We start from the raw sequence: 26,876 nt of genomic DNA, 5'->3' as shown, positions 1-26,876 counted from the left end.
ATCCAATGAGCTTGGCGGCGCGCCGGATTTTCACTGGCGCGCCGCTGGCCATTCGGGGGGAAGTCCGTCGCCATGGTTGAGACGGCCATCGAGCTCCGGTCGATAAGCAAGGCCTTCGGTCCCGTTCAGGCGAACCGGGATGTCTCGTTGACGGTTGCGAAAGGGTCGATCCACGGCATCATCGGCGAGAACGGTGCCGGCAAATCGACCTTGATGAGTATTCTCTACGGTTTCTACGAAGCCGATAGCGGTGAGATCCTGGTCCGCGGCGCGCCGGTCAAAATCCGGAATTCACACGATGCGATCGAAGCGGGCATCGGCATGGTACATCAGCATTTCATGCTGATCGATCCGTTCACCGTGCTGGAAAATGTCATGCTCGGCGCTGAATCCGGGCCGCTCCTGTCCGAGAGTTCACGGGCGGCGCGGACGGAATTGGAGCGCCTGGAACGGGAATATGGATTGCACGTTCCGCTCGACGACGCGGTGGGGGATCTGCCCGTCGGCCAGCAGCAGCGCGTGGAAATCCTGAAAGCGCTCTACCGCGGCGCGGAAATTCTGATCCTGGACGAACCGACGGGCGTGTTGACGCCGCAGGAAACGGACCAGCTTTTCGAAATTCTCAAAGCGCTTAAAACCCAGGGCGTTACGGTCATCCTGATCACCCACAAACTGCGGGAAATCATGGCGATCACGGATCAGGTCTCGATCATGCGCGGCGGGGAAATGGTCGCCCATCGGGCGACCGCCGAGACCAGCCGTGAGGAACTGGCGGAGTTGATGGTCGGTCGGAAGGTGCGGCTTGATCTCGACAAGGCGCCGGTCGCGCCGAAGGACGCGGTCATCGTCGTCGATCACCTCAGCTACGCCGACGCGAAAGGCATTCCGCGCCTGACGGATATCGATTTCAACGTGCGGGCGGGGGAGATCGTCGGCATCGCGGGCGTCTCCGGAAACGGCCAGAGCGAATTGCTGGAAGTGCTGGCCGGCATCCTGGCACCTGATGAGGGCTCGGTGCGTTTGGGGCCGATCACCGCCACCGCCGAGAATCCCGGCAACCCGGAACAACGGCGGGCAAATGGCATAGCCCATGTCCCCGAAGACCGGCACAGGCTTGGTCTGATTGGCAAATTCAGCGCCGAGGAGACATCGATCCTGGGCTATCACGGCGATCCCTGCTATTTGGCCGGCCCGCTGATCGACCGTGCCGCGGTGCGGGCGGATTGCGAAAAGATGATGCGGGACTACGACGTACGCCCGCCGGACCCGACCCTGCAGTCTTCGAAATTCTCAGGCGGCAACCAGCAGAAACTGATCCTCGCCCGGGAAATGGAAAAGAACCCGGACGTCCTTTTGGTCGGCCAACCGACACGCGGCGTGGATATCGGCGCAATCGAATTCATCCACCAACAGATCGTGGCCATGCGGGATGCCGGCTCCGCCGTGTTGCTGGTTTCCGTCGAGCTCGACGAGATCATGAGTTTGAGCGACCGGATCATCGTCATGTGCGGCGGGCGGATCATCGGCGAAGTTCCGGCAGGGGAGGCGGATGCGCGGACGCTTGGGCTGATGATGACGGGCATTTCCCGGGATGAGGCGCGGAAATCGGACGCCGCCGCACAGGTGACCGCATGAGCAACGCGCCCCGCATCGCCTTGCCGGCCTGGATCGATATCGGCGTCATTCCGCTGCTGAACATCCTGATGGCGCTGGTCGCCGCGGGCGCGGTCATCCTGATTATCGGGGAGGATCCGATCCAGGCGGTTCAGGTGATGATTCAGGGCGCGATCGGCTATGACGAGGGCCTCGGCTATACGCTGTATTACACGACCAATTTCATCTTCACGGGGCTGGCCGTGTCGATGGCCTTTCATGCGGGCCTGTTCAATATCGGCGGCGAGGGGCAAGCCTATTTCGGCGGCTTGGGGATCGGCCTGGCGGTCTTGGCTCTGGACGGTTTCGCACCGGGGTTCTTGATCATCCCGATCGCTATCGCCGGTGGGGCGTTGTTCGGGGCGGGCTGGGCCTTCATTCCGGCTTATCTACAGGCTTATCGCGGCAGTCATATCGTGATCACCACGATCATGTTCAACTTCATTGCCGCCGCCCTGATGGTCTATTTGTTGGCCGGCATGATGCGAGAAAGCGGCAACATGTCCCCGGAGACGCGGGAATTCGCAGCCGCTGCCTTCCTGCCTTTCATGCATGAGATTTTCAGTTGGTTCGGTGTGAAGATCACCCGGACGCCGTTGAACCTGTCTCTCGTCTGGGCGCTGCTATGCTGTGTCGGTGTCTATGTTTTCATATGGCGAACGCGATGGGGCTATGAACTGCGCACCGTGGGGCAGAGCGAACGGGCCGCGGTTTATGCAGGCATATCGCCACCGCGGATCGTGCTGATGGCGATGTGTCTCAGCGGCGCGCTGGCTGGGTTCGTCGGCGTGAACGAGTTGCTCGGCGTTCAACACCGCCTGTTGCTCAACTTCTCCGCCGGTTATGGCTTCACCGGTATCGCCGTCGCCCTGATGGGTCGGAACCATCCAGTCGGCATCATCCTGGCCAGTCTGTTGTTCGGCCTGCTCTATCAGGGCGGCGCGGAACTGGCTTTCGAAATGCCGTCCATCACCAAGGAGATGGTGGTCGCGCTGCAGGGGTTGGTTATCCTGTTCTCCGGCGCGCTCGCTTATATGTCCCGGCCCTGGGTGGAACGGGTCTACGTGATGGCCGGCGGCGGCCGCGTTAAGAGGGCTGCGTGATGGACGATACGATCCTGCTTGTCCTGCGAACGCTGGATGCCACCCTGCGTGTGGCGACGCCGCTGATCTTCTGTGCGATGGCGGGCCTGTATTCCGAACGCTCCGGCATCGTCGATATCGGGCTGGAGGGCAAGATGCTGGCGGGTGCCTTCGCCGCCGCGGCGGTCGCTGCCTTGACTGGATCCGCGTGGTTGGCGCTCGCCGTGGCTGTCCTGGTTTCTATGTCGCTGGCGCTGTTGCATGGGTTTGCCTGCATCACCCATCGCGGCGACCATGTGGTCAGCGGAGTCGCGATCAACATCCTCGTCGCCGGCCTAACCATCGTGCTTGGCCATGCCTGGTTTGGACAGGGTGGGCAGACACCGTCACTGCAGTCCGATGCGCGGTTCATGCCGATCGAGTTTCCAGGCGCCGAGGCAATGTCAAATGTTCCGCTGATCGGACAGGCCTATGCGGAATTGATCAGCGGCCACAACCTGCTGGTCTATGTTGGGCTGGCGGCCGTGCCGGTGACCGCATGGGTCGTTTACAAGACCCGGTTCGGCCTTCGTTTGCGCGCGGTCGGCGAGAATCCTGCGGCGGTCGATACGGCCGGGATATCCGTGGTCTGGCTGCGCTATCGCGCCGTGATGATTTGCGGTCTGCTGACCGGTCTGGCGGGCACCTATCTGGCAATCGCCCAGAATGCCGGTTTCTCCCGCGACATGACGGCGGGGCAGGGCTATATCGCGCTCGCCGCGCTGATCTTCGGAAAGTGGCGGCCATGGCCCGCATTCGGCGCCTGCCTGATCTTCGGTCTTCTCGATGCTGTTTCCATTCGCATGCAGGGGTTCGAACTTCCCGGTATCGGGGAGGTGCACGTCCAGGCCATCCAGGCGCTGCCCTATATCCTGACCGTCGTTCTGTTGGCGGGCTTCATCGGCAAGGCCGTCGCGCCGAAAGCGATCGGCACGCCTTATGTGAAGGAGAGGTAGAATGTCCGGGAAAGAGGGTGCGGCGCCCGATGCCGAGTTGCCCGATGCCGAATTGATCGCCGCCGCCGTCGCCGCGCGGGCGAATGCCTATGTGCCCTATTCCGGCTATCATGTCGGGGCGGCGCTGCGCGGCCGGAACGGCAAGATCTATACCGGCGTGAATGTGGAGAACGCCGCCTATCCGGAAGGCACCTGTGCCGAAGCGGGCGCCATCGCTGCGATGGTCCTCGATGGTGAGCGGGAGATCGTCGAGGCCGCGGTCGCCGGCCCCGAAGGCGCGATCATCACGCCCTGCGGCGGCTGCCGGCAGAAACTGCGCGAATTCAGCCGTCCCGCCGTTGCTGTCCATTCCTGTGACCCCAACGGGCACAAGCAGACCGTGACGATCGGCGATCTGTTGCCCCATGCGTTTTCGCCGGAGCATCTATCGTGATCGGGGAGGGGGCCAAACAAGCGGCGGAAGCGATCCGGCAGAAGACCGGGCTGAAACCCGCGGTAGGGGTCGTTTTGGGCTCGGGTCTGGGCCCGTTCGCCGACGACGTCGACGGCCCGGTTGCAGTCTCCTACTCGGATATTCCCGGCTTTCCAGAATTGACCGTCGCAGGCCATGCGGGTCGTCTGGTTCTGGGCACGGTGTCCGACGTTCCGGTCGCGGTGCTGCAAGGGCGCAAACACTATTACGAGGCAGGCGATGCGAGGGCCATGAACTTGCCGATCGCGACCTTGCGGGCATTGGGATGTGAGGTACTGCTGACCAGCAATGCATCGGGCGCGATCCTGGAAGGGCTGGAGCCGGGCGACCTGGCAATCATCGCGGATCATATCAACTGGGTCGGGGCCAGCCCGTTGACGGGCGAGAAGGGTATCGACGATCCGTTCATTGATATGGTCGATGCCTATGATCCCAGCCTGCGGGCGTTGATGGCCAGGGCCGGCACGAAATGCGGATTGGCGCTGCGGGAGGCCGTCTATACATTCCTTGCCGGACCGCAATTCGAGACACCGGCCGAAATCCGTGCCGTTCAGCGCATGGGGGGCGATCTGGTCGGGATGTCGACGGTCCCGGAAGTGATCCTGGCGCGCTATTTGGGCATGCGGGTCGCGGCGGTTTCGGTGGTGACCAACCGGGCGGCGGGGATGAGTGAAACCGCATTGAGCCATGCACAGACGCAGGCCAACGCGAAACAAGCCGAAAAGGCGATGAGGGCGCTGGTCGCGGAATTTCTGGCGACCCTGCGGGAGGAAACAGTTTGAGCGATGCCTTGAAACAGACGGCCGCGCGGGCCCTCGCGCTGTTGGATCTGACCAGTTTGAACGATGATGACGACGCGGCCGCGATTGCCGCGCTGTGCGAACACGCGGTGACGCCGCATGGGCCTGTCGCGGCGGTCTGCGTCTGGCCCCGTTTCGTGGCCCAGGCCGTAGATGCATTGAAGGGCACCGGTGTGCGGGTCGCCGCGGTCGCGAACTTCCCGGATGGATTGCCCGACATCGAAAGTGCGGTTGCGGACAGTGCCGCAATTCTGGACGCCGGCGGAAACGAGGTCGACGTCGTTTTCCCGTATCGCAGCCTGATGGACGGCGACGAAACCGTCGGGGCGGAACTGGTCCAAGCCTGCAGGCTGATCTGCGGCGGGAAGGCACGCCTTAAAGTGATCATCGAAAGCGGTGAACTGAAGGACCCGGTCCTGATCCGGCGTGCGTCCGAAATCGCCCTTCAAGCCGGTGCGGATTTCATAAAGACTTCGACCGGCAAGGTGCCCGTCAACGCAACGCCCGAAGCGGCGGAAATCATGCTGACCGCGCTGAAGGCGCATGGAACAGGCGGCTTCAAGGCGGCGGGCGGCATCCGGGACACGGCGGCGGCCGGCACGTATCTCTCTATCGCGGATCGTATCATGGGGCCTGGCTGGGCATCGTCCGAAACCTTTCGCTTCGGTGCCAGCGGCGTGCTGGCCGATCTGCTAGCGGTTCTCGACGGAAAAGGCGGCGTGCAAGCCGCAGAGGGGTACTGATCCGTGCTGGCGCAGGAAATCATCCGAAAGAAACGCGACAATCGGCACCTGACCGATCAGGAAATCGATTTCATGGTCAAGGGACTGACCGATGGGTCGATCTCCGAAGGGCAGATCGCGGCATTCGCCATGGCGGTTTTCTTCAACGGCATGCCGATGGACGAATGCGTGGCCCTGACCCGCGGCATGGTGAATTCCGGCGAGGTCCTGGATTGGAAGGATCTGGACCTGGGCGGACCCGTTCTGGACAAGCATTCAACCGGCGGGGTCGGTGACAAGGTCAGCCTGATGCTGGCGCCGATCGTTGCCGCCTGCGGCGGTTATGTGCCGATGATTTCCGGGCGCGGCCTGGGACATACCGGCGGTACGCTGGACAAGCTGGAATCCATACCCGGTTATCGGACCGCGCCGGATATTTCCCAGTTTCGGGACGTGGTGAAGACGGCGGGCTGTGCCATTATCGGGCAGACGGCGGAATTGGCCCCGGCGGACAAGCGGTTTTACGGCATCCGCGACGTAACCGGCACGGTCGAATCCATTCCGCTGATCACAGCCTCTATCCTGTCCAAGAAACTGGCGGCCGGTCTCGATGCCCTGGTGATGGATGTGAAGACAGGGACCGGGGCATTCGCGCGCGACTATCACATGGCCCGCGATCTCGCCCAAAGCATCGTTACGGTGGCCAAGGGCGCGGGAATGCCGACCTCCGCCCTGATCACCGATATGAACCAGGTGCTGGGCAGAAATGTCGGAAACGCGGTGGAAGTGGCCGAGGCGGTCGACTATCTGACGGGTAAGTCACGCGATCGTCGCCTGCATCAAGTGGTCATGGCGCTTGCGGGCGACATGTTGCATCTGGGACGGCTGGCTTCCAGCCCGGATGAAGGGCGGGAGAAAGCGGAGCGGGCTCTGGAAGACGGCACCGCCGCCGAACGCTTTTCCCGCATGGTGGTGGCGTTGGGCGGGCCGTCGGATTTCGTCGATCGGATGGACGCCTATCTCAATCCGGCGCCGGTTCGCAAACCGTGCTATCCTTCCAAGGCTGGCCGTGTCGCCGGGGTCGATGCAAGGGCGGTCGGCGTGGCGGTGATCGAATTGGGCGGCGGCCGGGCCTTGGCCAGCGACGATGTGGATCATCGAGTCGGCTTGACGCAGGTGGCCGCCATCGGCGATGAGGTCGGCCCGGAAAATCCGATCGCGGTGATCCATGCGAGGACCGAGGCGGCGGCCGATGCCGCGGCGGCAGTGGTGACCAAGGCGATCAAGATCGGGGAACCCGGCGAACCGGGCCCGGTGGTCTTCGAGCGTGTCGACTGACCGCATCGGCGGACGAGGCAACGGGAACGGGCGCTACTTGGGTTGGCGCAAACAGCATTGGCTTGAAGAGAATTGGCGCAGAGGGACATGGCGCGGGCTATCATATTGGTGATGGATTCCTTCGGTATCGGTGCGGCCCCTGACGCGGCCGCATTCGGCGATGCCGGAGCGGACACTTTGGGGCATATCGCGCAGCGCCGCGCGGAAGCAGGCCGTCCCTTGTCGCTGCCCAACCTGACGCGGCTTGGCTTGGGCGAGGCTGCTCGGCTTGCGACGGGCAACGTCCCGGCGGGATTGCAGCATGCCGGTCCTTTCACGGGCGCTTATGGCGCGGCCGCGGAGACCAGCAAGGGCAAGGACACACCCAGCGGACATTGGGAAATCGCCGGCCTGCCGGTTGATTTCGACTGGGGTTTCTTCCCGCGCACGGAACCCTGTTTCCCGGCGGATGCAATCGAGGAACTGGTTCAACGTGCCGGTTTGCCCGGTATTCTCGGAAACAAGCACGCTTCCGGAACCGAGATCATCAAGGAATTGGGCGAAGAGCATATTCGAACCGGCAAGCCGATTTGTTACACATCCGCCGATTCCGTCTTCCAAATCGCGGCCCATGAGGAACATTTCGGGTTGGAGCGGCTCTACGAAGTCTGCGAGATCGCGAAGCAGATCTTCGACCTCTTGAATATCGGCCGGGTGATCGCGCGGCCCTTCATCGGTGAGGACGCGGAAAGCTTCAAGCGCACTGGCAATCGTCGCGACTATACCACACTGCCCCATGCGCCGACCCTGCTGGACAGTGTCGAGGCGGCCGGCGGGCAGGTGATTTCCGTCGGCAAGATCGCCGATATTTTCGCCCATAAGGGCATCACCAGGAAGGTGAAGGCGGACGGTAACGAAGCGCTGTTCGAAGCGACACTGGCAGCGATGGAAGAGGCCGGGGACGGTGATCTCGTCTTCAGCAACTTCGTTGATTTCGACATGCATTACGGCCATCGCCGGGATGTGGTGGGCTACGCCGACGCGTTAGAGTGGTTCGACAAGGCCCTGCCGGTCTTGATCGACCGTCTGCGGCCCGACGATCTGGTTCTGATCACCGCGGATCACGGCTGCGACCCGACATTCAAGGGCACGGACCATACCCGCGAATTCGTGCCTGTCCTGTTCTTTGGCCCGAAAGTGGAGCCGGGCAGCCTCGGCAGGCGGGCGACTTTCGCCGATATGGGGCAGACGATTGCCCGTCACCTCGGCCTCGGTCCGCTGAATGCCGGGGACGATTGCTTTCCGCGCGCCCGCGCTGCCTGAGGAGGCGAGTGTGGAAAGGTTCACCCTGACCGACGGTGTCACGGACACCATGCGGGCCGCCTATGACCGGGATGGGTTTCTGGTCGTCGAGGGTCTTGTCCTGCCGGATGAATGCCGATCCCTGTCGGCGCGGATCGACGATCTGATCGCCGGTTATCAGGCTCCGGACAACCCGACCGTCTTCGGCGCCCATGCAGCCGACCGCTATTTTCTGGAATCCGGAGACGATATCCGTTTCTTTTTCGAGCCCGATGCGGTCGACAAATCAGGCCGACCCAATCGTGCCATCGGCACCGCCCTGAACAAGATCGGCCATGCCCTTCACGATCTCGATCCCCGTTTCAACGCCTTCTTCCGGTCGGCCGCTTTCCGTATCCTTGCCGAGGGGCTGGACCTGAACGATCCGCGACTGTTGCAATCCATGGTGATTTTCAAGCAGCCGGGGATCGGCGCGCCGGTGGGGATGCATCAGGACGCGAGTTTTCTGCGGACCGATCCGCCCAGCGTCACCGGCTTCTGGATCGCCTTGGAGGACGCCACCTTGGACAACGGTTGCCTTCTCGCCATACTGGGCGGCCATCGTGGGCCGTTGCGAAAGTGGTTTGGCCGGGTCGACGGCGATGTGCTGGAGACTAGGGTTCTGGATGAGGGCGGGGAGGCGGCGAGGCCGGTCCCGCTCGAAGTGCCGGCGGGAACGCTCGTCGTGCTGCACGGTCTGCTGCCCCATGCCAGCGGGCCGAACCGATCGCAACGGTCGCGCCGTGCCTTGACGCTGCATACCATCGACGGAACCTTGCCTTATCCTGAGGACAACTGGCTGCGACGCCGCGCCGACATGCCGCTCCGCGGATTTGAATGAGGGATCCTTCCATGATCAGTGAAATCGGTTTCGACGCCGACGATACCCTGTGGCATTGCGAGAACATGTTCTTCGAGACCCAGGCGCGGCTCGAAGAAATCCTTGAGCAGTATGCGCCGCGGGAGGAAGTGGAAGCCAAGCTGCATGACACCGAATTGCAGAACGTTCGCCTGTTCGGCTATGGCATCAAGGGCTTCACGTTATCCATGGTCGAGACGGCGGTGCAGATTTCCGGCGGCAAGATTACCGGCGACGAGGTGCATGAGATCCTGATGATGGGCAAATCCATGCTCGATGCGCCCGTCGAGTTGATCCCCAATGTCCGGACCGTTCTCGCATCCTTGCAGGATCGTTACAGGTTGATCCTGATCACCAAAGGGGATGTGCTCGATCAGACCAACAAGATCGACAAGTCCGGCCTCGGCGATTTCTTCGACCAGATCGAAGTGGTGCAGAAGAAGGATGTCGACAGTTACCGGGATGTCCTGACCCGCCACGAGGTCGATCCGACGCAGTTCCTGATGATCGGCAATTCGATCCCGTCGGATGTCCTGCCGGTTCTGGAACTAGGCGGTTGGGGGGTGCATGTTCCTTATCGTCACACCGCCGTTTTCGAACGGCACGAGGACGACCCGCCGCATGATCGTTTCCGCCGCCTCGAAAGTCTCTCGGATCTGCCCGCCCTGGTCGCGGATATCGTGGCCTGATCACGACCCCGCCGCCCGGCTAAGATTCAGCCGCCCGGTTATGAGCCAGCGGTCAAGGCCCCGATACCGAGCAGCGCCAGGATACGCGCCCGGCGGCTCGACTGTTCGCGCTCGGTTTCCTCTTCCGTCGGGTTGAAATTGGATTCGTCGGTGTCGTTCGCGATGTCCTCACCGGGTTCCGCCGCACGCAGCAACTCGTCGAGGGACATGCCCATGCGTTCCTGCATCGCATCGGTCATGTTGCTGCGGATCTTGGCGAAGCGATGGGTCCAGGCCTTGCGCAATTGACGCGGCGGTATGCCCGCTTCCAGACCCAGCCCCAGATGATTGAACAGGTCATACAGGGTCACTTCGCTGAGATCCCGGATCAACAGCCATTCGCCCTTGTCCCCGCGAGCGATATAGCGATGCTTTTCAAGCCGTTCGGCGACATCCGCCAAGGCGTCGGGCCCAATACCGGCCGCCCTCAGAAGCCGGTACAAACGCAAGCCGCCGCCGGAAATCTGTTCCTGTTTCAGGGCGCTGAGAACGGCGAGGGCGAAGACGAGGCTGTCGAGAGGGGCAAGGCCTTTCTTTCGAACGCGCCGCGTCCCCCCGCGCCATTCCGGCAGCGCGGCGGTCATCTCGGCAGCCGCCAGGACGACGATCCAACTTAGATACATCCACATCAGGAAGATCGGGATCGTGGCCAACGCGCCATAGATGGTCTGATAGGTCGGGAAATTCGTGACGTAGAGGCCGAAACCTTTCTTCAGCAATTCGAACAGCATGGACGCGGTCAGGCCGCCGATCGCGGCATCGGTGCGGCGGACGGGCACACTGGGCATGATCACGAAAAGCGTCGCGAAGCCCAGGGCCTGCAGCAGGAAGGGGATGACGAAGGTTAAACGTGTCAGCGACCCGGTATAACTCTCGACCCCCGATTTCTGAGCGAGCGCGAAGAGATAGCCGCTGATCGAAAGGCTGGCGCCGAACAGCAGGGGGGCCAGGGTGATCACCGCCCAGAAAACCAGCATTCGGGAAACGATGTTCCGCCGGCGGCGGGCCCGCCAGATCGTGTTCATCGTGTCGCTGATCGTCATCAGCAGCATGACCGATGTCAGAATCAGGAACAGGATCCCGACCGCCGTCAGTTCGCCGGTCTGTTGCGTAAAGGTGCCCAGGTGCTCCTGCAGGGTGGTACCGACCTGGGGCACGAAATTGTCGAAGATGAAGGACTGAACCCTGTCTTTCAGCCGGCTATAGGCGGGAAAGGCCGCGAAGATCGCGAAGCTGACCGCCAGCATCGGTACGATGGCCAAAAGTGAGGTGAATGTCAGCGACGCCGCACGTTGCTGGCAGTGGTCCTGGCTGAAACGGGCATAGACATAGCCGAGGAAACGGAAGAACTGCATGACCGGTTGACCGGAGAAAACCGAGCCGCCGGTGGCCTGCTTGCCGGATTTCGCCGTCGGAGGGGCCGCGGACGGTTTTGATTGCGAATCATTCACGCTCTATTCGTTCCCGTTTTTGAGGGGGCAGAATACCGTGAACCACTCGAATTCCCAACTATTTGCGGGAATCTCGCGGCTGCGGGGCCGATTTATGAAGCGCACGGCGGCAAAAGAGGGGCGCGGGATTGGCGCATCCGAAGACATGGTATAAACCAAACGCCTTGGTGTCGTGGCCGGTTCCGGCCATCCGGTGCACCGATAAAATTAGTCGACATATGCGGGTGAGAGGGTACGGGGATGAGCGAACAGGCGCCTCTGATGCAGGGCAAAAAAGGTCTGGTTATGGGCGTCGCGAACGACCGTTCCATCGCCTGGGGAATCGCCAAGGCGGCCGCCGATCACGGCGCGACGTTGGGCTTTACCTATCAGGGCGATGCGCTGGAAAAGCGGGTCCGGCCGCTTGCCGAGTCCGTCAATTCGCCGTTGGTCCTCTCCTGCGACGTCACCAATCCGGATAGCATGGATGCGGTCTTCGCGGCCGTTGAGAAGGAATGGGGATCTCTGGACTTCCTGGTCCACGCCATCGCCTTTTCCGACAAGGATGAGTTGAAGGGACAGTATCTCGATACGACCCGCGACAATTTCCTGCGGACGATGGATATCTCCTGCTATTCGCTGACGGCGCTGTCCCAGCGCGCGGCGCCGCTGATGAATGAAGGCGGTTCGATCGTGACGCTGACCTATTACGGCGCCGAGCGGGTCATGCCGCACTACAACGTCATGGGGGTTGCCAAGGCGGCGCTGGAGGCGAGCGTACGCTATCTGGCGGTCGACCTGGGCAATCGCGGCATTCGCGTCAATGCGATCTCTGCCGGCCCGATCAAGACCCTGGCGGCAAGCGGGATCGGCGATTTCCGCTACATCCTGAAGTGGAACGAATTGAATTCGCCGCTGAAGCGCAATGTCACCATCGACGAGGTTGGCGGCGCCGGCCTGTATCTGTTGAGCGATCTGGGATCGGGCGTAACGGGCGAAGTGCATCATGTCGATTGCGGTTATCACACGGTCGGCATGGTCGCCGTCGATGCCGCCGACGAGGTTTCCGAGCTGCTGGCCAGCTTGAACGGCAACAAGGGCTGATCAGCCCATCTGAAAGGCTTCCTTCATGTCCGGGAACGGTTTCGGCCATCTCTTCCGCTTCACGACCTGGGGCGAAAGCCACGGGCCGGCGATCGGCTGCGTGGTTGACGGTGTCCCGCCGATGATCCCGATCAGTGAGGCGGATATCCAGATCTGGCTCGACCGCCGAAAGCCAGGGCAGTCGAAATACGTGACCCAGCGCAAGGAACCGGACGAGGTTCAGATCCTTTCCGGCGTCTTCGAAGGGGTGACGACCGGCACGCCGATAAGCCTGATGATCCAGAACCAGGATCAGCGGTCCAAGGATTATGGCGATATCAAGGACAAGTTCCGACCCGGCCATGCGGACTATACCTATTGGAAGAAGTACGGAATCCGCGACTATCGCGGGGGTGGGCGTTCCTCAGCGCGGGAAACCGCCAGCCGTGTCGCTGCCGGCGCGGTCGCGCGCAAGGTGCTGACCCAGCTTCTGGGCAATGCGGCCAGTGTGCGCGGCGCGCTCGTCCAGGTCGGCCCGCACAAGGTGAACCGGGACAACTGGGACTGGTCCGAGGTGGAACGGAACCCGTTCTGGTGCCCGGACGCGAAGGCGGCGGAAGATTGGGCGGATTATCTCGACGGTATCCGCAAATCGGGTTCCTCCATCGGTGCGGTGGTCGAGGTGGTGGCGGACGGTATTCCGGCAGGTCTCGGTGCGCCGATCTATGACAAGGTCGATGCGGACCTCGCCAAGGCGATGATGAGCATCAATGCGGTGAAGGCGGTGGAGATCGGCGCCGGGTTCGAGGCGGCGCTGCTGTCGGGCGAGGAAAATGCCGATGAAATGCGCACCGGCCCCGATGGGGAGCCGGAATTCCTCAGCAACAAGGCGGGCGGCGTCCTGGGTGGCATTACTTCCGGCCAGCCGGTGGTCTGCCGTTTCGCGGTGAAGCCCACCAGTTCGATCCTCACGCCCCGCCAGACGGTGGACAAGGATATGGTGGAAACCGAGATCCTGACCAAGGGCCGCCACGACCCCTGCGTCGGCATCCGCGCCGTCCCCGTCGGCGAAGCCATGATGGCCATCGTGCTTGCCGACCACCTGCTGCGCCACCGGGGGCAAGTGGGCGTCTAGGCTTCAGACTGCCGGCCCGTTTTCCGTTACAACCAAATCCATCGGAATGTCGTGCCATTGCGGGAAGATGGTGGGCAGGGCGGCGAGGGTGTAGCCGACGCCAAAGACCCGCGGTCTCGTCGCCATCCCGGCGAGTGTCCGGTCATAGAAACCGCCGCCATAGCCCAGACGATAGCCGGAAGGGTCGTAGCCGACGACGGGGGCAATGACGATGTCGGGCTGGACCTGCGCAGCCGTTTCTTCCGGAACGGGGATGTTCCAGACGCCGCGCACCGTCGGGTCGCCGGGCGACCAGGCACGATAGATCAGCGGCTTGCCGCGGGCGATCACCACGGGAAGGGCGCATTGGCCGCCGTCCGTGGTGATCTTCTTCAGAAGCGGGTGCAGGTTGGGTTCACCCCGGAACGGAGAATAAACCCCGACGGTTTTTCCCCGGACCGATCCGATAAGGCGTTCGAGTTCCTCGATGATACGGGCGTCGTACGCCTGACGGGAAGATGGCGCGACTTCCATCCGCGCGGCGATCAGGCGATCGCGTTCGGCCTTGCGCCATCGTTTTACGTCTTCCGCCTGAACGGGATCCGTCTCGGCGGCCAGGCCCGAATAGGCTGGATCAATCTCATGCATGAAACACGGTGGGGATGCGAAAGACCCCGGTTCTTCGTCACTGGACGACATGGCAGCCTCCCTTGCTGCGAAGAACGATGCGCCTTGCCCGATACTGCCGCAGGTATGGAAGCGACCATTTCCTTCGATTTGCCGCCCCGTGGCGGCGCGGCGCGGCGTTACCGGCCCCGACCCCAGCACACGCTAGACGCTATTTCACAATCCGCGAAACACGATCGTCGGTGTTGCCGTCCCGCATGAAACACGGTGCCGTGCCCGCCGATTCAGGGGATTGACCCGCATCGGTCAGCAATTTGCGTAATGCTCCCCGGTCGGCCTTGCCGGTTCTGCCCGTGGGTAGGGTTTCACCGAAAACATAGCCGTCTGGGCGCTTCGGGCCGGGTAGGACGGTTCGAACGAATTCTTTGATCTCCTCCGCTGCGAGGGGCGCGCCGGATTTCGGGATCAGCATCACATGCAGGGACTCGCCGAGTACATCGTGCGGCAGTCCGGTCGCCAGGGCGGCGGCGACGCCCGGATGCGTCATCAGGGCCCGTTCGACTTCCAGGGGGGAGACTTTGTTGCCCGCGCGATTGATCAATTCCTTTGCCCGGCCGATCAATTCGACAGACCCGTCCGGATGGATCGTCGCCAGATCGCCCGTCTTGAAAAAGCCGTCATCCGTGAAGGCGGCCGCGGTGAGGTCCGGGGCATCCAGATAACCCAGCATCCGACAAGGCGTTCTGATCAGCAACTCGCCGCTTTCCGGGTCGGTCTTCACGTCGATTCCGTCGCCGGGGCGACCGACCGTATGGGCCTTCGCCGTAAAATCTCCGGGCGGCAGGATCAGGTCGCAGGAACCGGTCTCGCTGAGGCCGAACAGATCCCAGAACCGGGCGTCGGGCCAGAGGGCGGAAATCCTCTCTGCCAGCGGCGGCGGCGTGACTTCGCCCCCCAGCATCACCGTGCCGGTGAAATCCGCGCCGCCGTCTTCAAGGACCGGTATGAGCATCCGTAGCATGGTGGGAACCATGCCGGTATGGGTGATCCTCCGGGTCTGCAACGTCTCAAGAAATGCATCCGGCGCGAAACGGTCCACCAGATGGACCGTGCCGCCATTCGCCAAGGTCAGGAAGGTGACCCATTGCCCGAAAATGAAAGTCAGGTTCAGCGGCATCAAACTGGCGTCGCCGGGCTTGAAACCGAGCAGATCCTGCAACTGCTTCAGTTTTCGCCGGTAGGGTTCATGCCCCAGCACCACGCCTTTGGGCTGGCCTGTGGTGCCGGAGGTAAACCCGATTGCCGCCGCGCCATTGAGCAGGGGACGCTGTGGCGGTGTCCGGTCCATGACCGTGACGGCCTTTTCACCAAAGGGGGCGGGCGCGCGCAGGTCGGGCCGCAGGGTCACCGCAAAGCGGGAGCCGACGCGATGGGCGATGTCCCCCACATCCGATTCCAGCGATGACCGGTGGATCGGGACCGCGACACCGCCCGCCTTCCAGATGCCGAGAAATCCGGCGATATCCCGCGCCCGGTTCGATACGGCAAGCAGGATCGGTTCATCGGGAAGAGCATCGCGACCGCGCAATGCGTCCGCCAGGACTTCGGCCTCACGGTCGAGATCGGCGAAGGTCAGTGTCTCTTCCCCATCCGCCAGCGCCGTTGCATTCGGCCATTCGATGCAGGCGCGCTGCAGGATCTCACTAAGGCTCATGATCAATGTCTCCGAAATCGCATCGTCACGATAGGATAGGCGGGGGTGGTTGCAAGCATGTGGCTACCGCGTTTCAGGAACAGGTGTTTGACGCGGACGTCCACCGAACCTAAAAATATCCAACGTTTTTCGATTTGGGTAATTAAAGAAATGTTGTCAGGGCGGGGGAAGAACGACGACGAAACCGTCGTCAATATGTTGGCGTCTGCCGTCCGCCGCGACATATCGTTCGGAAAACTGTTTCCAGACCAGAAGCTGAAAATCGAAGAATTGCGCAGCCGCTATGGCGGGTCGAACCATTCGATGCGTGAGGCCTTGCGCCTGTTGAGCGCCGAAGGCCTGGTCGAGGCGACCGTGCAGCGTGGTTTCCGCGTCACCTCCGCGACCGAAGATGATTTGCGCGACATTATTCTGGTGCGCGCGGAACTGGAACGCATTGCGCTTCAGCGCGCGATCGCCGAGGGCGATGTTGCTTGGGAGGGACGCGTCGTTGCCGCGCACCACACCCTGCAGCGGATCGAGGCTTCCGTCGTCGCCGCAGCGGACGATCTGACAGCATTGCAATGGGATGAGGCTTGCCGCGCCTTTTCGCATGCCTTGATAGAGGCCTGCGGCAGCCCGCGCCTGATAGATCTGCAACGAAAGTTTTTCGACCAGAGCCGCCGCTTCCGGTTGGCTCTATTGCGCGAGGGGCGCCTGGATTTCGCCAAACGCAAGAAGCGTCAAGATGATTTGCTGCGCGCCGTATTGGCCCGCGACACGGTGGGCGCGTCGGATATTCTAAAAGCGGACATAGAAGCCGAATTGAGAGCCGAGTCCCGGACTTGTTAAAACCAATGTGAACAAACCTGAAGGAAGTGGGAGGAAACCATGATCAAACTCAATCGCCGCAAGGCCATCGCGCTGATGGGCGGGGCCGCCGCCGCAAGCACATTGGCGGCACCCGCCATCGCGTCCAACCGTAAGATCAAGGTCGGCGCGCTGCGTTTCACCAGCCATTCCGGCAGCTTCGTCGCTGTCGAGCGCGGCTATTTCGCGGAACAGGGGCTGGATGTTGAACTGCAATTCTTCCAGGCGGCCCAGCCGATGGCGGTCGCGATCGCGTCGGGCGATGTTGACTATGCCGTGACGGCGATTTCCGGCGGGCTGATCTCTCTCGCCCAGAAGGGTGCCATCAAGGTCATCGGCGGCGCGCTGACGGAGGAGAAGGGCATTGACGGCCAGCAGATCCTGGTTTCCGACGCCGCTTTCAAGGCGGGCGTCACGACCCCGGCCAAGCTGGACGGCAGGAGCTATGGCGTCACCCAGACCGGGTCGTCCTTCCACTATGTAGGCTCGCAGATCGCCAAGCAGGAAGGCATATCGCTCACCTACAAGCCGTTGCAAAAAGTCGGCGCGGTCATCGGTGCGCTGAAGTCCGGGCAGATCGATGCCTGGAACATCGTCCCCCATATCGCGAAGCCGCTGGCCAAGTCGGGCGCGGTTCACATCATCGGCCCGGTCTCCGACTATCTGCCGAACTATCAGGTGACGACCGTCTTCACCTCGGCCAAGAACGCATCCGGGGAGAAGGAACTGACGCAGAACTTCCTGGCCGGTTTCTCGAAGGGCGTCGACGACTACACCGCGGCCATGATCGACAAGACGGGCGGCGACGACGGCGTCAACAACATGGTCGATCTGATCCACAAATACGTCTACACGGACCGCCCACGCGAAAAGGCGGCCCCGTCGATCATCAACGGGACAATGCGCCTGAACAAGGACGCTGCCCTGAACCTGGCTTCCGTTCAGCATCAGTTGGACTGGTTCAAGTCCGAGGGGCTTGTCGATTCCTCCGTCGGCATCGACGATCTGGTCGATACGTCCTACGTCAAAATCATTTCTTAAGTCGGGCAGGAAACGGGGCGGCTCACCGATTGGCCGCCCCGGTCCCGATCCGATACCTATTTTTCGCGGTCTCTATGCAAATCAAACTGGACAGTATCAGCCACTCCTATGGCGATTTCGAGGTGATGCGCGACATCAGCCTGGATATTCCGCATGGCCGCATCGTCTGCATCGTCGGTCCGTCCGGCTGCGGGAAGTCGACGTTGCTTCGTTTCATCGGCGGGTTGGAACGACCGAGCCGTGGACAGGTGCTGCAGATCGGGGACCCGCCGGAAGGCTGCCTCAACCCTCTGACCTATATTTTCCAGGATTTCGCCCTGCTGCCCTGGCGCAGCGTCGCCGGCAACGTTTCCCTGGTGCTGGAGGATCATGGTATTCGCGGCAAGGCGGCGAAGGCGATCATCGACGACGTGCTTTCCCGTACAAATCTGACCGACTTTGCCAAGGCGCTCCCGAAACAGCTTTCGGGCGGGATGAAGCAGCGGGTCGCCATTGCCCGCGCGATGGCCGTGAACCCGGCGGTGATGTTGATGGACGAACCGCTTTCCGCATTGGACAGCCAGACCCGCGAACTGTTGATGGACGACCTGGTGGGACTATGGGAACGGGCGCCTTTCACGGCGGTCTATGTCACCCACAACCTGCACGAGGCGGTTCGCCTCGGTCACTCCATCGTCGTTCTATCGCGGCGGCCCGGACAGATCCGTGAAATCGTCGAAATCGACAAGCCGCTGTCTGAACGGCAGTTCGGCGATGCCGATCTGGACCGGCATCAGAAACATCTTTGGACGCTGATGCGCGAAGAGGCCCGGGCAGCGGATGCGGAGTTGATCCATGTCTGACGAAGCACAGTTGGGTGACGGCAAGACGAATCCGGAGACGAAATCGGTGCGCCTGCGCGGCGGCGGTTTCGCGCCGAAACCCCGACGATGGGTCGGGTTCGCGGTCTTTGCCGTTCTCATCGCGGTCGCGGAATGGGGAACGCAGGCCGGCTGGATTTCGCCGCTGACCCTGCCGAAACCGTCGGACGTATTGGCAACCTTTGGGGAACTCTACGACTCAGGCCTGCTTTTCAAACATCTGGCACCCTCGCTCTCGCGTCTGGCCGTGGGGGCCGTCCTCGGCGTCAGCACCGGCATCAGTGTCGGCATCTTGATCGGATTGTTCTCCTATATCCGTGCCGGTTTGGTGCCGCTTGTCGCCGCGATATTCCCGATCCCGAAGATCGCGCTGCTGCCGCTTTTCGTGATCTGGTTCGGCATCGACGAAGGGTCGAAATACGCGCTGATCGCCTTCGGGACCTTTACACCGACGGTGGTGGCGACCTATGGCGCGGTCGACAACGTGGACCGGACATTGATCCGCATGGGGCAGAGCTTCGGCCTTTCCTGGTTTTCCATCGTCCGCAAGATCGTTCTGCCGGGGGCTATGCCGGGCATCCTTTCCGGTCTGCGCGTCAGTCTGGCCATCGCCATCATCCTGCTGGTCGCGGCCGAGATGCTGGGCGCGGAATACGGTATCGGGGCCTATATCCTTCAGGCGGGCTCGCTTTACGATCTGGAACGTCTCTTCGCGGGCGTCGTTATCCTGTCGCTTCTGGGGGTTATTGTCAGCACGACGATCGGCGTGATTGAGCGGCGTTTGCTGGGGTGGCGCACATGAGCGATCGTTATGAAAGCAGCTATGACGTAATCGTGGCGGGCGGCGGATCCGCCGGTGTCGCCGCCGCCGTCGCCAGTGCCCGCAGCGGCGCCAGGACCTTGCTGATCGAGCGTTATGGATGCCTGGGCGGCGCGGCCACGATGCGGAACGTCGTTACCTATTGCGGGCTCTACACGCTGGGTGATCCGCCGCGCCGCGCTGTCCGTGGCATTGCCGACGAAGTGACCCAGGCCCTGAAGAAGAGGGGCGCGATCACCGACCCGATCCGGCATCGCGGTGTATATGTCGTTTTCGAACCGGAACCGGTCAAAATCGTCCTCGATACGCTGGTTCGTGAGGCGGGCGTGGATGTCATGCATGGCGGTTTCGTCGCCGCGGGGGAACGCCGGGACGGGAAGATGACCTCCATCACCGTCGCCGGGCATGACGGGCTTTCCACTTATGGCGCAAAGGCCTTTGTCGATTGCACGGGCGAGGGCGATCTGGCCGCCTTCGGTGGGGCCTCGACGCGCTATGGCAACGGCGCGGATGTGAACCTCGGTACCCTGGGCACGCGGTTCGGCGGCATCCCGAAAGACCTGAACGTGACCGCTTTGGACCTTGCCAAGGCAGTGGAGGACAAGGGTTTCGCGCCCGGCGAAGTGACCAAGGACCGCAGCGTCGTCGCGCGGCTGCCGGTCTCCGGCGACATGGTGATCTATGTGGCCTCCGCCGATTACGATCCGCGAGATGCCGGCTCGATGTCCGCGGCGGAAGTCTACGGTCGGCGGCAGGCCTGGAACTATCTCGACGCCGTGCGGAGCATTCCCGGTTGTGAACAGGCATATCTCGTTGCGACAGGGCCGGAATTCGGTACCCGTGAATCCCGGCACCTTGATTGCCGTACGCAGCTGACCTGGGCGGATGTGCAGGCAAGGCGGGGCTTCGAAGACTCCATCGCCCTCGGTGCCTGGGGCGCGGAATGGCACGACCGGGGCGACTATACCAGCAGCTTCGACTACGCGCCGGATAAGTCGACTTACGAGATTCCGCTCGGCTGCCTGCACAGCGCGGATACGGCGAACCTTTTCTGTGCCGGACGCCTGGCGGATGGGGACCGTCTGGCCGGGGCTGCGATCCGCGTGATGGGAACGGCCATGGCAACCGGGCAGGCGGCTGGTATCGCGGCAGCGCTTACCGCCGATGGTACCTTCAATGCGCAGGCGGTTCGGGCGCGGCTGCGCCGGAACGGCGCCGTTCTCGACGCGTCGGAAGCGGTAGCCTAATCTCTCCTTCCATTCCAATCCGTTACATCGCGAGGCTGTATCCGTGAGCTACGAGACCATTCTTTTCGAACGTGAAGGCCCTGTGGCTGTCGTCACCCTGAACCGTCCCGAACGCGCCAACGCGATGAACCGGACCATGTTGGAGGAGTTGCTCGACGTATGCGATACGGTCGAGGGAGTGAGCGAGATACGCGCGCTGGTCCTGACCGGGGCGGGCGAGGCTTTCTGTTCCGGTTTCGACCTGAAGGATCAGGCAGCGAACCGACCGCAAGGGGTCGAGCAATGGCGGGATGCGCTGCAGATCGATTTCGATGCGGTGATGCGTTTCTGGAACCTGCCGATCCCGACAGTTGCGGCCGTCCGCGGCCCGGCCCTGGCCGGCGGATTCGAGCTTTCCATGGCCTGCGACATGACGGTTGCGGCGGAAGGGTCGGTGTTCGGGGAACCTGAACTGCGCTTCGGGGCGGGCATCGTCGTGATGTTGCTGCCCTGGCTGGCGGGACCGAAGGCGGCGAAGGAGATCATTCTGCTGGGCCGAGACGACATCTCCGTCGAAAGCGCTTTCGATCTGGGATTGGTCAATCGGATCGTGCCGCCGGGCTGCGACCTGCAGGAGGCAATGGAGATCGCAAACCGCCTGGCCGTGATCGACCCGGTCCTGGTGAAGCAGACCAAGCGGGCGATCAATGCCTCCTATTCCATCATGGGGCTGGACCGGGCCTTGCAGAACGCACTCGATATCGACGTTCAGATCGAAGGGCAGGGCTCGCCGGACAAAACCGAATTCCTCCGCCTCCTGCGGGAAGAGGGGATGAGGGCGGCCCTGAAATGGCGCGACGCCCGTTTCGGGGATGGCGGTTAAGTAATCCGCTTTTCCTAATATCGCATCGTTGTCAGAACAGAGACGGGTTCAAGGGTGAGGCGGCCGTAAGACCGCCATCCGCCGTCAAGGTCTGACCCGTAACGAAATCGGCCTCTCCGGTGGCCAACCAAACCGCGATCTTCGCAATATCCTCCGGTTTACCGAAACGCCTAACGGGATGGCGTTGTAGGGCGTCTTCTTTCGCCCTGGCAGGGTTGCCGGCGAGCGCAAATCCGGCTTCCGCCATTTCCGTCATGATCCAGCCAGGACAGATCGTGTTGCACCGAATTCCCTGCGGACCATGATCTACCGCAATGGAGCGGGTGAGGCCGTGAACGAAGGCCTTGCTGGCATTATAAAGCGCCATTGATGGATCTGCGGCAAACGCGGAGATCGACCCGATATTGATGATGCTTCCTCCATTCTGCGCCGCGAAAATGGGAATAGCCGCCCTGCACATGTTGAATACGCCTTTGGCGTTTGCGCCCATCAGAAGATCCCAATCGGCATCGCTGGTATCAGGTACGGTCCGCTCAATCTGAATGCCGGCATTGTTGACCAGGATCGTGGGGGCGCCGAAGCAATCCTCCGTTTCAGCGATCAGGCGCGCGCAATCGTCGGAATTGGAGACATCGGCGATGCTCCAGCCGATCTGATCATCCATCCCGTCAGGCCGGGTGCCGCGTCCGCAGGTCATGACATTGGCGGAGGCAGCGCTGAACGCGGACACGATCGCGGCGCCGATCCCACGGCGTCCGCCAGTTACGATAGCCGTCCGTCCCGCGAGAGCCCCACTAGTGTTTCCCATTCCTCGTATCCGATTCAAATCCGCATTTGCTGAACCTGGGCGCTGAGGCCGCCGTCGAGAACCCAGAGTTGTCCACTCGCATATCGCGCTTCGGCGGAAGCGAGCCAGTTCACGAGATTGGCAATGTCCTCCGGCGTGCCGTAACGGCGCATGGGGTGCACATCCCGTACCGCGTTTTGCAAGGTATCGATGTCGCCGTTGTCCTTGAAAAAGCTCTGTAGCATCGGCGTGTCGACATAGCCGGGACAGATGGCGTTGACCCGAATGCCTTCCGGCCCGTGATCGCAAGCCATTGCGCGGGTCAGGGCATGAACGGCACCCTTGGTCGCGCAGTAGGCGGCAAGACCGGGATCGGCAATGAAACCGTCATAGGATCCGAAGTTGATGATCCCTGCGTCGGTTCCTCGGCGCAATCGCGGCAAGGCGGTTTTCGACATCAGGAACATGGCGGTGACATTGATCGCAAAGATACGGTTCCATTCCTCCAATGAGGTATGCTCAATCGTTTTCTCGATTTCTATCCCTGCGGCATTCACCAATATATCGATCGGGCCATCGGGCAGTCCGGCAAAGAAATTCTGAATGGCTTGTTCGTCGGTCACGTCTAGTTCATGTGCGAGGACGCCTTGCGGCATCGGCCGATCGAGATTGGCGACATCGCACGCATGAACCGTTGCCCCTTCCTTGGCGAACCTCGCGCAGATTGCAGCGCCAATGCCGCCGCACCCGCCCGTCACCACGGCCGTTTTGGCCGCTAACATCCCTGTCATGCCCGTTCTCCAGAATAGGCGCCCAACAGAAGGCCGTGAAAATGGTGAAGGGCGTGTTCCGACAACCCTGAGCCATTGGGGTCGCTGACAATGCGCCCTTGTTCAAAGACAGGCGTATCCATGCCGCGCTGGACTGACTCGCAAAGTGCAATATCTTCCGGTTGAAGTACCTCGTCGATGTATCGGATAGCGTCCATCTCGGCTTCGTTCGGTGTCGGTTCCTCAAGATAGAAATCATAGGTTTCGATCGTCCGGTTAACGTCGACCGGGATCACGTTTAAGACCAGGAAGTTTCCGCGGCCCGGATATCTCATCAGGCAGGTGTTCGGCCAAAGCCACCAGACCGCGTGATCCCGGACCGTCGCGCCTTCGACGGAATAGGCCGAATTCACGGATCGGCCTGCTTCGGCCATATGGCTGGAATAGATGCCATGCGTGGTCACCTTGTAGGTGTCCATGTCCACGAGCGTCACGAAATCCTTGTGCGCGATATGGCAGTGATAACATTCCAAGAAATTGTCGATGACATTCTTCCAATTCGATTTGATGTCATAGGTCAATCGATGCGCGAATGTCAGGCGGTTCACATCGGGAGCGAACCTTCGGATTTCGTCTTCGAGTCCATCGGATTGCTCAGAAAGCGATGCGGCGCCGGTGTCCAGATTGACATAGATGAAACCGCAGAAAGTCTCCACAGCGATACTGTCGAGGCAGACATCGTCCAACTGAAAATTCTCAAGAGGACCAGTTTCTCGGGCCGCCCGCAGTTGGCCCGTTAGGTCGTAGGCCCAGCCGTGATAGGGACAGACCAGCGTTCGACGCAAGCTGCCAGAGCCTGTCAGGAGATGATGCGCACGATGCTTGCAGACGTTGTAAAAGGCACGCACAGCACCGTCATGATCACGCAAGACGAAAATCGGCCGGCCGGCGATTTCGGCGGTTACATAGGACCCGGGCTGGCGCAACCGCTCCTCGTGGCATACCCATTGCCATGAGCGTGCGAATACGGTCTTTAGTTCGTGTTTCAACCATTCGGGTCGAGTATAGGCGTCGGCGTGCAGGGACATGGTATCCAAGGGATTGTCAGTATAGCCCCGGTGGATACGCTGGACGTCTTCCTGACCGATTGTTGCCTGCTCGCTGGTGGCCATGCCGAGCTCCTCACGGTTCCGACGTTAGTATCGTCGGACTATACGGTCGAATGCTTGGTAAAATATGTCAAAAATGGCCATCTATCTGTGTTTTTTGGTCGGAATCGGGTGCATGGGCCACGGTCGATACTCGAACGGAATACGTCCTTCGATGCGGTCCTCGCGCGGTGATTTACCAAACCGAACCCGATAGGCCTTTGAGAAATACTCCGTATTTTCAAAGCCGCAGGCAATCGAGACCGATAGAATGCTCATCTCGGTTTGTGTGATGAGCGATCGTCCGCGATCCAGCCGAATGTTCCGGTAATATTGCACCGCTGTTTGGCCGGTGTGCTGGGTGAACAATCGACTCAATTGCCGCTGCGACAACCCGAGTTCTTTGGCGAGATCGGGGACAGGTATGGGTGTTTCGAGATTCTGTTCCATCAACTGGATTGCATGACGCAGTTTGTCCGGTGTCGTCCTACCAATCGGGACTCGATTGGTGAGGTTCTGACGTTCACCAGGTTCTCTGATACGTTCATGGAGCAGGTAACGCGCCGAAGCGTTAGCCAGGGCGTCGCCGTGATCCTCGCGCAATATATGAAGGGCGAGGTCGGCGGAAGCCTCGCCGCCCGCGCAGGTCAGTATCTTGTTGTGAACAGTCAGTAGTTCTTCCGTACATTCAATGTCGGGATAGAGTTCACGGAAGGCGTCGATATGTTCGTAATGCGTCGCAACGCGCCCGCCCGCGAGCAATCCGGCATGCGCGATCAGGTAAGCTCCTGTGTCCAGGCCGCAGACACGCAGACCTTGCCGGCCCCAAGAGCGGATCGGGCCGACTATTGTTTCCTGGTCATAGAATGCCTCCGGTGTCCAACTGGACGACACGACACCAATATCCGCAGCCCATCCAGAAAGTGCCGAGAGGTCCTCCGTGCTGATCGCTACACCGTTGCTGGCGCGTTCTTGTTCACCGGATGAAGAGAATAACCGCCATTGGTACAAAGACTCGCCACTCAAATAATTAGCTGCTCTGAATGGGTCCAAGAAAGCGAAGGTCGCCAGCACATTGAAGTTCGGCAGGACCAGGACAGCGATACGCATCCGAGTGTCGCGCTTTTTCCGTTTCGAAGCCGATTTCCTATCCGAAGGTGGGCCGTCCAATCGGTGGCAGGTCGCGTTCCATTGCCGCGCCGATCCGTAGCACCGTTCCTTCGTCGTGACCCCGGCCGACGACCTGCATGCTGGTCGGCAGTCCCTGGGCGTTGAGCGAGATCGGCAGGCTGAGGCCGCACATTTCCAGGAAGTTGAACGGCCGCGTGAAATAGCCGGGCGTGGTCGATTGATCGGCATCCGCGACCGGGCAGGCGACCGCCGGTGCACCCGGCGTCAGCAGGGCGTCGAAACCCTTCATGGCGTGCGTGAATTCCGCGGTCATGGCCTTGCGCTTCTCCAGGCTGCGGACATATTCCCAGGCCGCCAGTTTCTTGCCGCCCATCATTCGGGCCCGGACGTCCTCATCCATCGGGGCCTTCGGATCGTCGTAATAAGCGCCGTGATTCTGATAGCCTTCAACGGCGATGATCATGCCGTTCATCGCTGCCAGATCGCCGTAGCCGAAGGGAGCATTGAAGACTTCAATGATCGCCCCCAACGCCTTCAGGCGGTCGACCGCCATGTCATAGGCCTCCAGAATGTCGGCGTCGCAGACGGCGCGTTCCGCATCGTTCATCACGCCGAGCGTCAGGCCCCGGACGCCCTTGTCCAGTTCGCCGTAGAACCCGTCGCCGTTCGCGGCCTGCTCTTCCATGACCCAGCCTTCACGGCCCAGCATCACCTCATAGAGGATGACGGCGTCCCGCACGGTCTGAACGATAGGTCCGGGGGTGTCGAGGGTCTGCGATAACGGCATGATGCCGTCGAGCGGCAGTTGGTTGGCGGTGACCTTCAAGCCGACGATGCCGCAGAAGGAGGCGGGCAGGCGGACCGAGCCGCCGGTATCGCTGCCGATGGCGCAGGCGGCAAGCCCGCCGGAGACCGCCGCCGCGGAACCCGATGAGGACCCGCCCGGAACCCGATGCACGTCCATATCCCAGGGATTATAGGGCGTGCCCATCAGCTGGTTCGTCCCCCAGCCGCCAAATGCGCATTCCACCGTCTTGGTTTTGCCGAGGATGATGCCGCCCGCGCCGGTCAGGCGTTTCACCATCGTGCCGGTTGCGGGGGAAACACGGTCGAGCATTGCCTTGGACCCGAAGGTCGTGACCGTGCCTTCGACGTCGAAGATATCCTTCAGGCCGAAGGGAATGCCATGGAACGGGCCGATCACGGACCCGGCGGCAAAGGCCTTGTCGGCCGCCTCGGCCGCCTGCATGGCTTTTTCCGCCCAGACGGCCTGAAAGGCGCCGATGGCGGTGTCGTGTTTCTCAATCCGGTCGAGATAGGTCCGGGTGGCCTGGCTGGGACGAAGCGTGCCTTCCCGATAGGCCTTGGCAATGCCGGCGATCGTGTCCAGCGGTGAAAGTGGTTTTACCTGCGGCATGCGATCC

26 protein-coding genes are annotated in these 26,876 nt (G+C 61.7%); 18 read left to right on the top strand and 8 right to left on the bottom strand.

Annotation, left to right across the window (positions count from 1 at the left end):
- The first annotated feature begins 72 nt into the window (after nt 1-72).
- The 10 genes from ACQK2G_RS11820 (at nt 73) to ACQK2G_RS11775 (ending at nt 9,930) form a co-directional block, all read left to right on the top strand.
- Complete coding sequence (locus tag ACQK2G_RS11820) at nt 73-1,635, top strand: ABC transporter ATP-binding protein (protein ID WP_425405230.1); 1,563 nt, start codon at nt 73-75, stop codon at nt 1,633-1,635.
- Nucleotides 1,632-2,756, top strand: coding sequence for an ABC transporter permease (locus tag ACQK2G_RS11815; protein ID WP_425405229.1), 1,125 nt, complete (start codon nt 1,632-1,634; stop codon nt 2,754-2,756). Before ACQK2G_RS11820 ends, ACQK2G_RS11815 begins: the two co-directional genes overlap by 4 nt.
- The gene (locus ACQK2G_RS11810) at nt 2,756-3,730 is read left to right on the top strand and encodes an ABC transporter permease (RefSeq protein ID WP_425405228.1); all 975 of its coding nucleotides are present in this window, start codon (nt 2,756-2,758) and stop codon (nt 3,728-3,730) included. The genes ACQK2G_RS11815 and ACQK2G_RS11810 overlap by 1 nt, the downstream gene beginning before the upstream one ends.
- A gap of 1 nt (nt 3,731) precedes the next feature.
- Nucleotides 3,732-4,163 (top strand): cytidine deaminase, encoded by a 432-nt coding sequence (locus tag ACQK2G_RS11805; protein ID WP_425405227.1) that lies wholly within the window; start codon nt 3,732-3,734, stop codon nt 4,161-4,163.
- Entirely contained in the window at nt 4,160-4,984 is an 825-nt protein-coding gene (locus ACQK2G_RS11800) for a purine-nucleoside phosphorylase (protein ID WP_425405226.1), read from the top strand. Before ACQK2G_RS11805 ends, ACQK2G_RS11800 begins: the two co-directional genes overlap by 4 nt.
- Nucleotides 4,981-5,745, top strand: a complete 765-nt coding sequence (gene deoC / locus ACQK2G_RS11795; RefSeq protein ID WP_425405225.1) for a deoxyribose-phosphate aldolase — start codon at nt 4,981-4,983, stop codon at nt 5,743-5,745. The genes ACQK2G_RS11800 and deoC overlap by 4 nt, the downstream gene beginning before the upstream one ends.
- A 3-nt stretch (nt 5,746-5,748) precedes the next feature.
- On the top strand, nt 5,749-7,062 hold the full coding sequence (gene deoA, locus ACQK2G_RS11790) for a thymidine phosphorylase (RefSeq protein WP_425405224.1): 1,314 nt from the start codon (nt 5,749-5,751) through the stop codon (nt 7,060-7,062).
- Nucleotides 7,063-7,149: 87 nt separating this feature from the next.
- Nucleotides 7,150-8,364, top strand: coding sequence for a phosphopentomutase (locus ACQK2G_RS11785; protein ID WP_425405223.1), 1,215 nt, complete (start codon nt 7,150-7,152; stop codon nt 8,362-8,364).
- A 10-nt stretch (nt 8,365-8,374) separates the two neighbouring features.
- Nucleotides 8,375-9,223, top strand: coding sequence for a phytanoyl-CoA dioxygenase family protein (locus tag ACQK2G_RS11780; protein ID WP_425405222.1), 849 nt, complete (start codon nt 8,375-8,377; stop codon nt 9,221-9,223).
- A gap of 11 nt (nt 9,224-9,234) precedes the next feature.
- Nucleotides 9,235-9,930 (top strand): HAD family hydrolase, encoded by a 696-nt coding sequence (locus ACQK2G_RS11775; RefSeq protein WP_425405221.1) that lies wholly within the window; start codon nt 9,235-9,237, stop codon nt 9,928-9,930.
- Between the two features lie 38 nt (nt 9,931-9,968).
- On the opposite strand, the gene ACQK2G_RS11770 is transcribed toward ACQK2G_RS11775, so the two are convergent.
- Entirely contained in the window at nt 9,969-11,420 is a 1,452-nt protein-coding gene (locus ACQK2G_RS11770) for a YihY family inner membrane protein (protein ID WP_425405220.1), read from the bottom strand.
- A gap of 240 nt (nt 11,421-11,660) precedes the next feature.
- Here ACQK2G_RS11770 and fabI point away from each other — a divergent pair, with 240 nt between their 5' ends.
- Both fabI and aroC read left to right on the top strand, forming a co-directional pair.
- On the top strand, nt 11,661-12,503 hold the full coding sequence (gene fabI / locus ACQK2G_RS11765; RefSeq protein WP_425405219.1) for an enoyl-ACP reductase FabI: 843 nt from the start codon (nt 11,661-11,663) through the stop codon (nt 12,501-12,503).
- 25 nt (nt 12,504-12,528) lie between these two features.
- Complete coding sequence (gene aroC, locus ACQK2G_RS11760) at nt 12,529-13,617, top strand: chorismate synthase (protein ID WP_425405218.1); 1,089 nt, start codon at nt 12,529-12,531, stop codon at nt 13,615-13,617.
- Nucleotides 13,618-13,620: 3 nt separating this feature from the next.
- Here the strand turns inward: aroC and ACQK2G_RS11755 are convergent, their stop codons facing one another.
- The gene (locus ACQK2G_RS11755; protein WP_425405217.1) at nt 13,621-14,295 is read right to left on the bottom strand and encodes a 5-formyltetrahydrofolate cyclo-ligase; all 675 of its coding nucleotides are present in this window, start codon (nt 14,293-14,295) and stop codon (nt 13,621-13,623) included.
- Between the two features lie 139 nt (nt 14,296-14,434).
- The gene (locus ACQK2G_RS11750; RefSeq protein WP_425405216.1) at nt 14,435-15,937 is read right to left on the bottom strand and encodes a class I adenylate-forming enzyme family protein; all 1,503 of its coding nucleotides are present in this window, start codon (nt 15,935-15,937) and stop codon (nt 14,435-14,437) included.
- 150 nt (nt 15,938-16,087) lie between these two features.
- Here ACQK2G_RS11750 and ACQK2G_RS11745 point away from each other — a divergent pair, with 150 nt between their 5' ends.
- The 6 genes from ACQK2G_RS11745 (at nt 16,088) to ACQK2G_RS11720 (ending at nt 21,616) form a co-directional block, all read left to right on the top strand.
- Nucleotides 16,088-16,768: a GntR family transcriptional regulator gene (locus ACQK2G_RS11745; RefSeq protein ID WP_425405215.1), complete on the top strand. Its 681-nt coding sequence runs from the start codon at nt 16,088-16,090 to the stop codon at nt 16,766-16,768.
- A 39-nt stretch (nt 16,769-16,807) separates the two neighbouring features.
- Nucleotides 16,808-17,827 carry an ABC transporter substrate-binding protein gene (locus ACQK2G_RS11740; protein ID WP_425405214.1) on the top strand — a complete coding sequence of 340 codons (1,020 nt, stop codon included), beginning with the start codon at nt 16,808-16,810 and terminating at the stop codon, nt 17,825-17,827.
- A 74-nt stretch (nt 17,828-17,901) separates the two neighbouring features.
- Nucleotides 17,902-18,669: an ABC transporter ATP-binding protein gene (locus ACQK2G_RS11735; RefSeq protein WP_425405213.1), complete on the top strand. Its 768-nt coding sequence runs from the start codon at nt 17,902-17,904 to the stop codon at nt 18,667-18,669.
- Nucleotides 18,662-19,489 carry an ABC transporter permease gene (locus ACQK2G_RS11730; RefSeq protein WP_425405212.1) on the top strand — a complete coding sequence of 276 codons (828 nt, stop codon included), beginning with the start codon at nt 18,662-18,664 and terminating at the stop codon, nt 19,487-19,489. Before ACQK2G_RS11735 ends, ACQK2G_RS11730 begins: the two co-directional genes overlap by 8 nt.
- Nucleotides 19,486-20,754 carry an FAD-dependent oxidoreductase gene (locus ACQK2G_RS11725; RefSeq protein ID WP_425405211.1) on the top strand — a complete coding sequence of 423 codons (1,269 nt, stop codon included), beginning with the start codon at nt 19,486-19,488 and terminating at the stop codon, nt 20,752-20,754. Before ACQK2G_RS11730 ends, ACQK2G_RS11725 begins: the two co-directional genes overlap by 4 nt.
- A 43-nt stretch (nt 20,755-20,797) precedes the next feature.
- Complete coding sequence (locus tag ACQK2G_RS11720) at nt 20,798-21,616, top strand: enoyl-CoA hydratase/isomerase family protein (RefSeq protein ID WP_425405210.1); 819 nt, start codon at nt 20,798-20,800, stop codon at nt 21,614-21,616.
- Between the two features lie 31 nt (nt 21,617-21,647).
- Here ACQK2G_RS11720 and ACQK2G_RS11715 read toward each other — a convergent pair whose 3' ends face one another.
- The 5 genes from ACQK2G_RS11715 to ACQK2G_RS11695 all read right to left on the bottom strand — a co-directional run bounded on the left by ACQK2G_RS11715 (nt 21,648) and on the right by ACQK2G_RS11695 (nt 26,869).
- Nucleotides 21,648-22,424 (bottom strand): SDR family NAD(P)-dependent oxidoreductase, encoded by a 777-nt coding sequence (locus ACQK2G_RS11715; protein ID WP_425405209.1) that lies wholly within the window; start codon nt 22,422-22,424, stop codon nt 21,648-21,650.
- Nucleotides 22,425-22,438: 14 nt separating this feature from the next.
- Nucleotides 22,439-23,194: an SDR family NAD(P)-dependent oxidoreductase gene (locus ACQK2G_RS11710; protein ID WP_425405208.1), complete on the bottom strand. Its 756-nt coding sequence runs from the start codon at nt 23,192-23,194 to the stop codon at nt 22,439-22,441.
- The gene (locus tag ACQK2G_RS11705) at nt 23,191-24,345 is read right to left on the bottom strand and encodes an aromatic ring-hydroxylating oxygenase subunit alpha (protein ID WP_425405207.1); all 1,155 of its coding nucleotides are present in this window, start codon (nt 24,343-24,345) and stop codon (nt 23,191-23,193) included. Before ACQK2G_RS11705 ends, ACQK2G_RS11710 begins: the two co-directional genes overlap by 4 nt.
- 81 nt (nt 24,346-24,426) lie before the next feature.
- The gene (locus ACQK2G_RS11700; RefSeq protein ID WP_425405206.1) at nt 24,427-25,431 is read right to left on the bottom strand and encodes a GlxA family transcriptional regulator; all 1,005 of its coding nucleotides are present in this window, start codon (nt 25,429-25,431) and stop codon (nt 24,427-24,429) included.
- A gap of 37 nt (nt 25,432-25,468) precedes the next feature.
- Nucleotides 25,469-26,869 (bottom strand): amidase, encoded by a 1,401-nt coding sequence (locus ACQK2G_RS11695; RefSeq protein ID WP_425405205.1) that lies wholly within the window; start codon nt 26,867-26,869, stop codon nt 25,469-25,471.
- Nucleotides 26,870-26,876 lie beyond the last annotated feature (7 nt).

Source organism: Hwanghaeella sp., assembly GCF_965227365.1.
Lineage (GTDB): Bacteria > Pseudomonadota > Alphaproteobacteria > UBA8366 > Aestuariispiraceae > Hwanghaeella.
Note: the sequence above shows the minus strand (reverse complement) of the source record. Positions and strands in the feature narration are given on the sequence as shown.

What these genes read in the sequence shown, in the direction of transcription:
- ACQK2G_RS11820 (WP_425405230.1), top strand. Translation starts at nt 73, where the DNA reads ATGGTTGAGACGGCCATCGAGCTCCGGTCGATAAGCAAGGCCTTCGGT.
- ACQK2G_RS11815 (WP_425405229.1), top strand. Translation starts at nt 1,632, where the DNA reads ATGAGCAACGCGCCCCGCATCGCCTTGCCGGCCTGGATCGATATCGGC.
- ACQK2G_RS11810 (WP_425405228.1), top strand. Translation starts at nt 2,756, where the DNA reads ATGGACGATACGATCCTGCTTGTCCTGCGAACGCTGGATGCCACCCTG.
- ACQK2G_RS11805 (WP_425405227.1), top strand. Translation starts at nt 3,732, where the DNA reads ATGTCCGGGAAAGAGGGTGCGGCGCCCGATGCCGAGTTGCCCGATGCC.
- ACQK2G_RS11785 (WP_425405223.1), top strand. Translation starts at nt 7,150, where the DNA reads ATGGCGCGGGCTATCATATTGGTGATGGATTCCTTCGGTATCGGTGCG.
- ACQK2G_RS11775 (WP_425405221.1), top strand. Translation starts at nt 9,235, where the DNA reads ATGATCAGTGAAATCGGTTTCGACGCCGACGATACCCTGTGGCATTGC.
- fabI (WP_425405219.1), top strand. Translation starts at nt 11,661, where the DNA reads ATGAGCGAACAGGCGCCTCTGATGCAGGGCAAAAAAGGTCTGGTTATG.
- aroC (WP_425405218.1), top strand. Translation starts at nt 12,529, where the DNA reads ATGTCCGGGAACGGTTTCGGCCATCTCTTCCGCTTCACGACCTGGGGC.
- ACQK2G_RS11755 (WP_425405217.1), bottom strand. Translation starts at nt 14,295, where the DNA reads ATGTCGTCCAGTGACGAAGAACCGGGGTCTTTCGCATCCCCACCGTGT.
- ACQK2G_RS11750 (WP_425405216.1), bottom strand. Translation starts at nt 15,937, where the DNA reads ATGAGCCTTAGTGAGATCCTGCAGCGCGCCTGCATCGAATGGCCGAAT.
- ACQK2G_RS11745 (WP_425405215.1), top strand. Translation starts at nt 16,088, where the DNA reads ATGTTGTCAGGGCGGGGGAAGAACGACGACGAAACCGTCGTCAATATG.
- ACQK2G_RS11740 (WP_425405214.1), top strand. Translation starts at nt 16,808, where the DNA reads ATGATCAAACTCAATCGCCGCAAGGCCATCGCGCTGATGGGCGGGGCC.
- ACQK2G_RS11735 (WP_425405213.1), top strand. Translation starts at nt 17,902, where the DNA reads ATGCAAATCAAACTGGACAGTATCAGCCACTCCTATGGCGATTTCGAG.
- ACQK2G_RS11730 (WP_425405212.1), top strand. Translation starts at nt 18,662, where the DNA reads ATGTCTGACGAAGCACAGTTGGGTGACGGCAAGACGAATCCGGAGACG.
- ACQK2G_RS11725 (WP_425405211.1), top strand. Translation starts at nt 19,486, where the DNA reads ATGAGCGATCGTTATGAAAGCAGCTATGACGTAATCGTGGCGGGCGGC.
- ACQK2G_RS11715 (WP_425405209.1), bottom strand. Translation starts at nt 22,424, where the DNA reads ATGGGAAACACTAGTGGGGCTCTCGCGGGACGGACGGCTATCGTAACT.
- ACQK2G_RS11710 (WP_425405208.1), bottom strand. Translation starts at nt 23,194, where the DNA reads ATGACAGGGATGTTAGCGGCCAAAACGGCCGTGGTGACGGGCGGGTGC.
- ACQK2G_RS11705 (WP_425405207.1), bottom strand. Translation starts at nt 24,345, where the DNA reads ATGGCCACCAGCGAGCAGGCAACAATCGGTCAGGAAGACGTCCAGCGT.
- ACQK2G_RS11700 (WP_425405206.1), bottom strand. Translation starts at nt 25,431, where the DNA reads ATGCGTATCGCTGTCCTGGTCCTGCCGAACTTCAATGTGCTGGCGACC.
- ACQK2G_RS11695 (WP_425405205.1), bottom strand. Translation starts at nt 26,869, where the DNA reads ATGCCGCAGGTAAAACCACTTTCACCGCTGGACACGATCGCCGGCATT.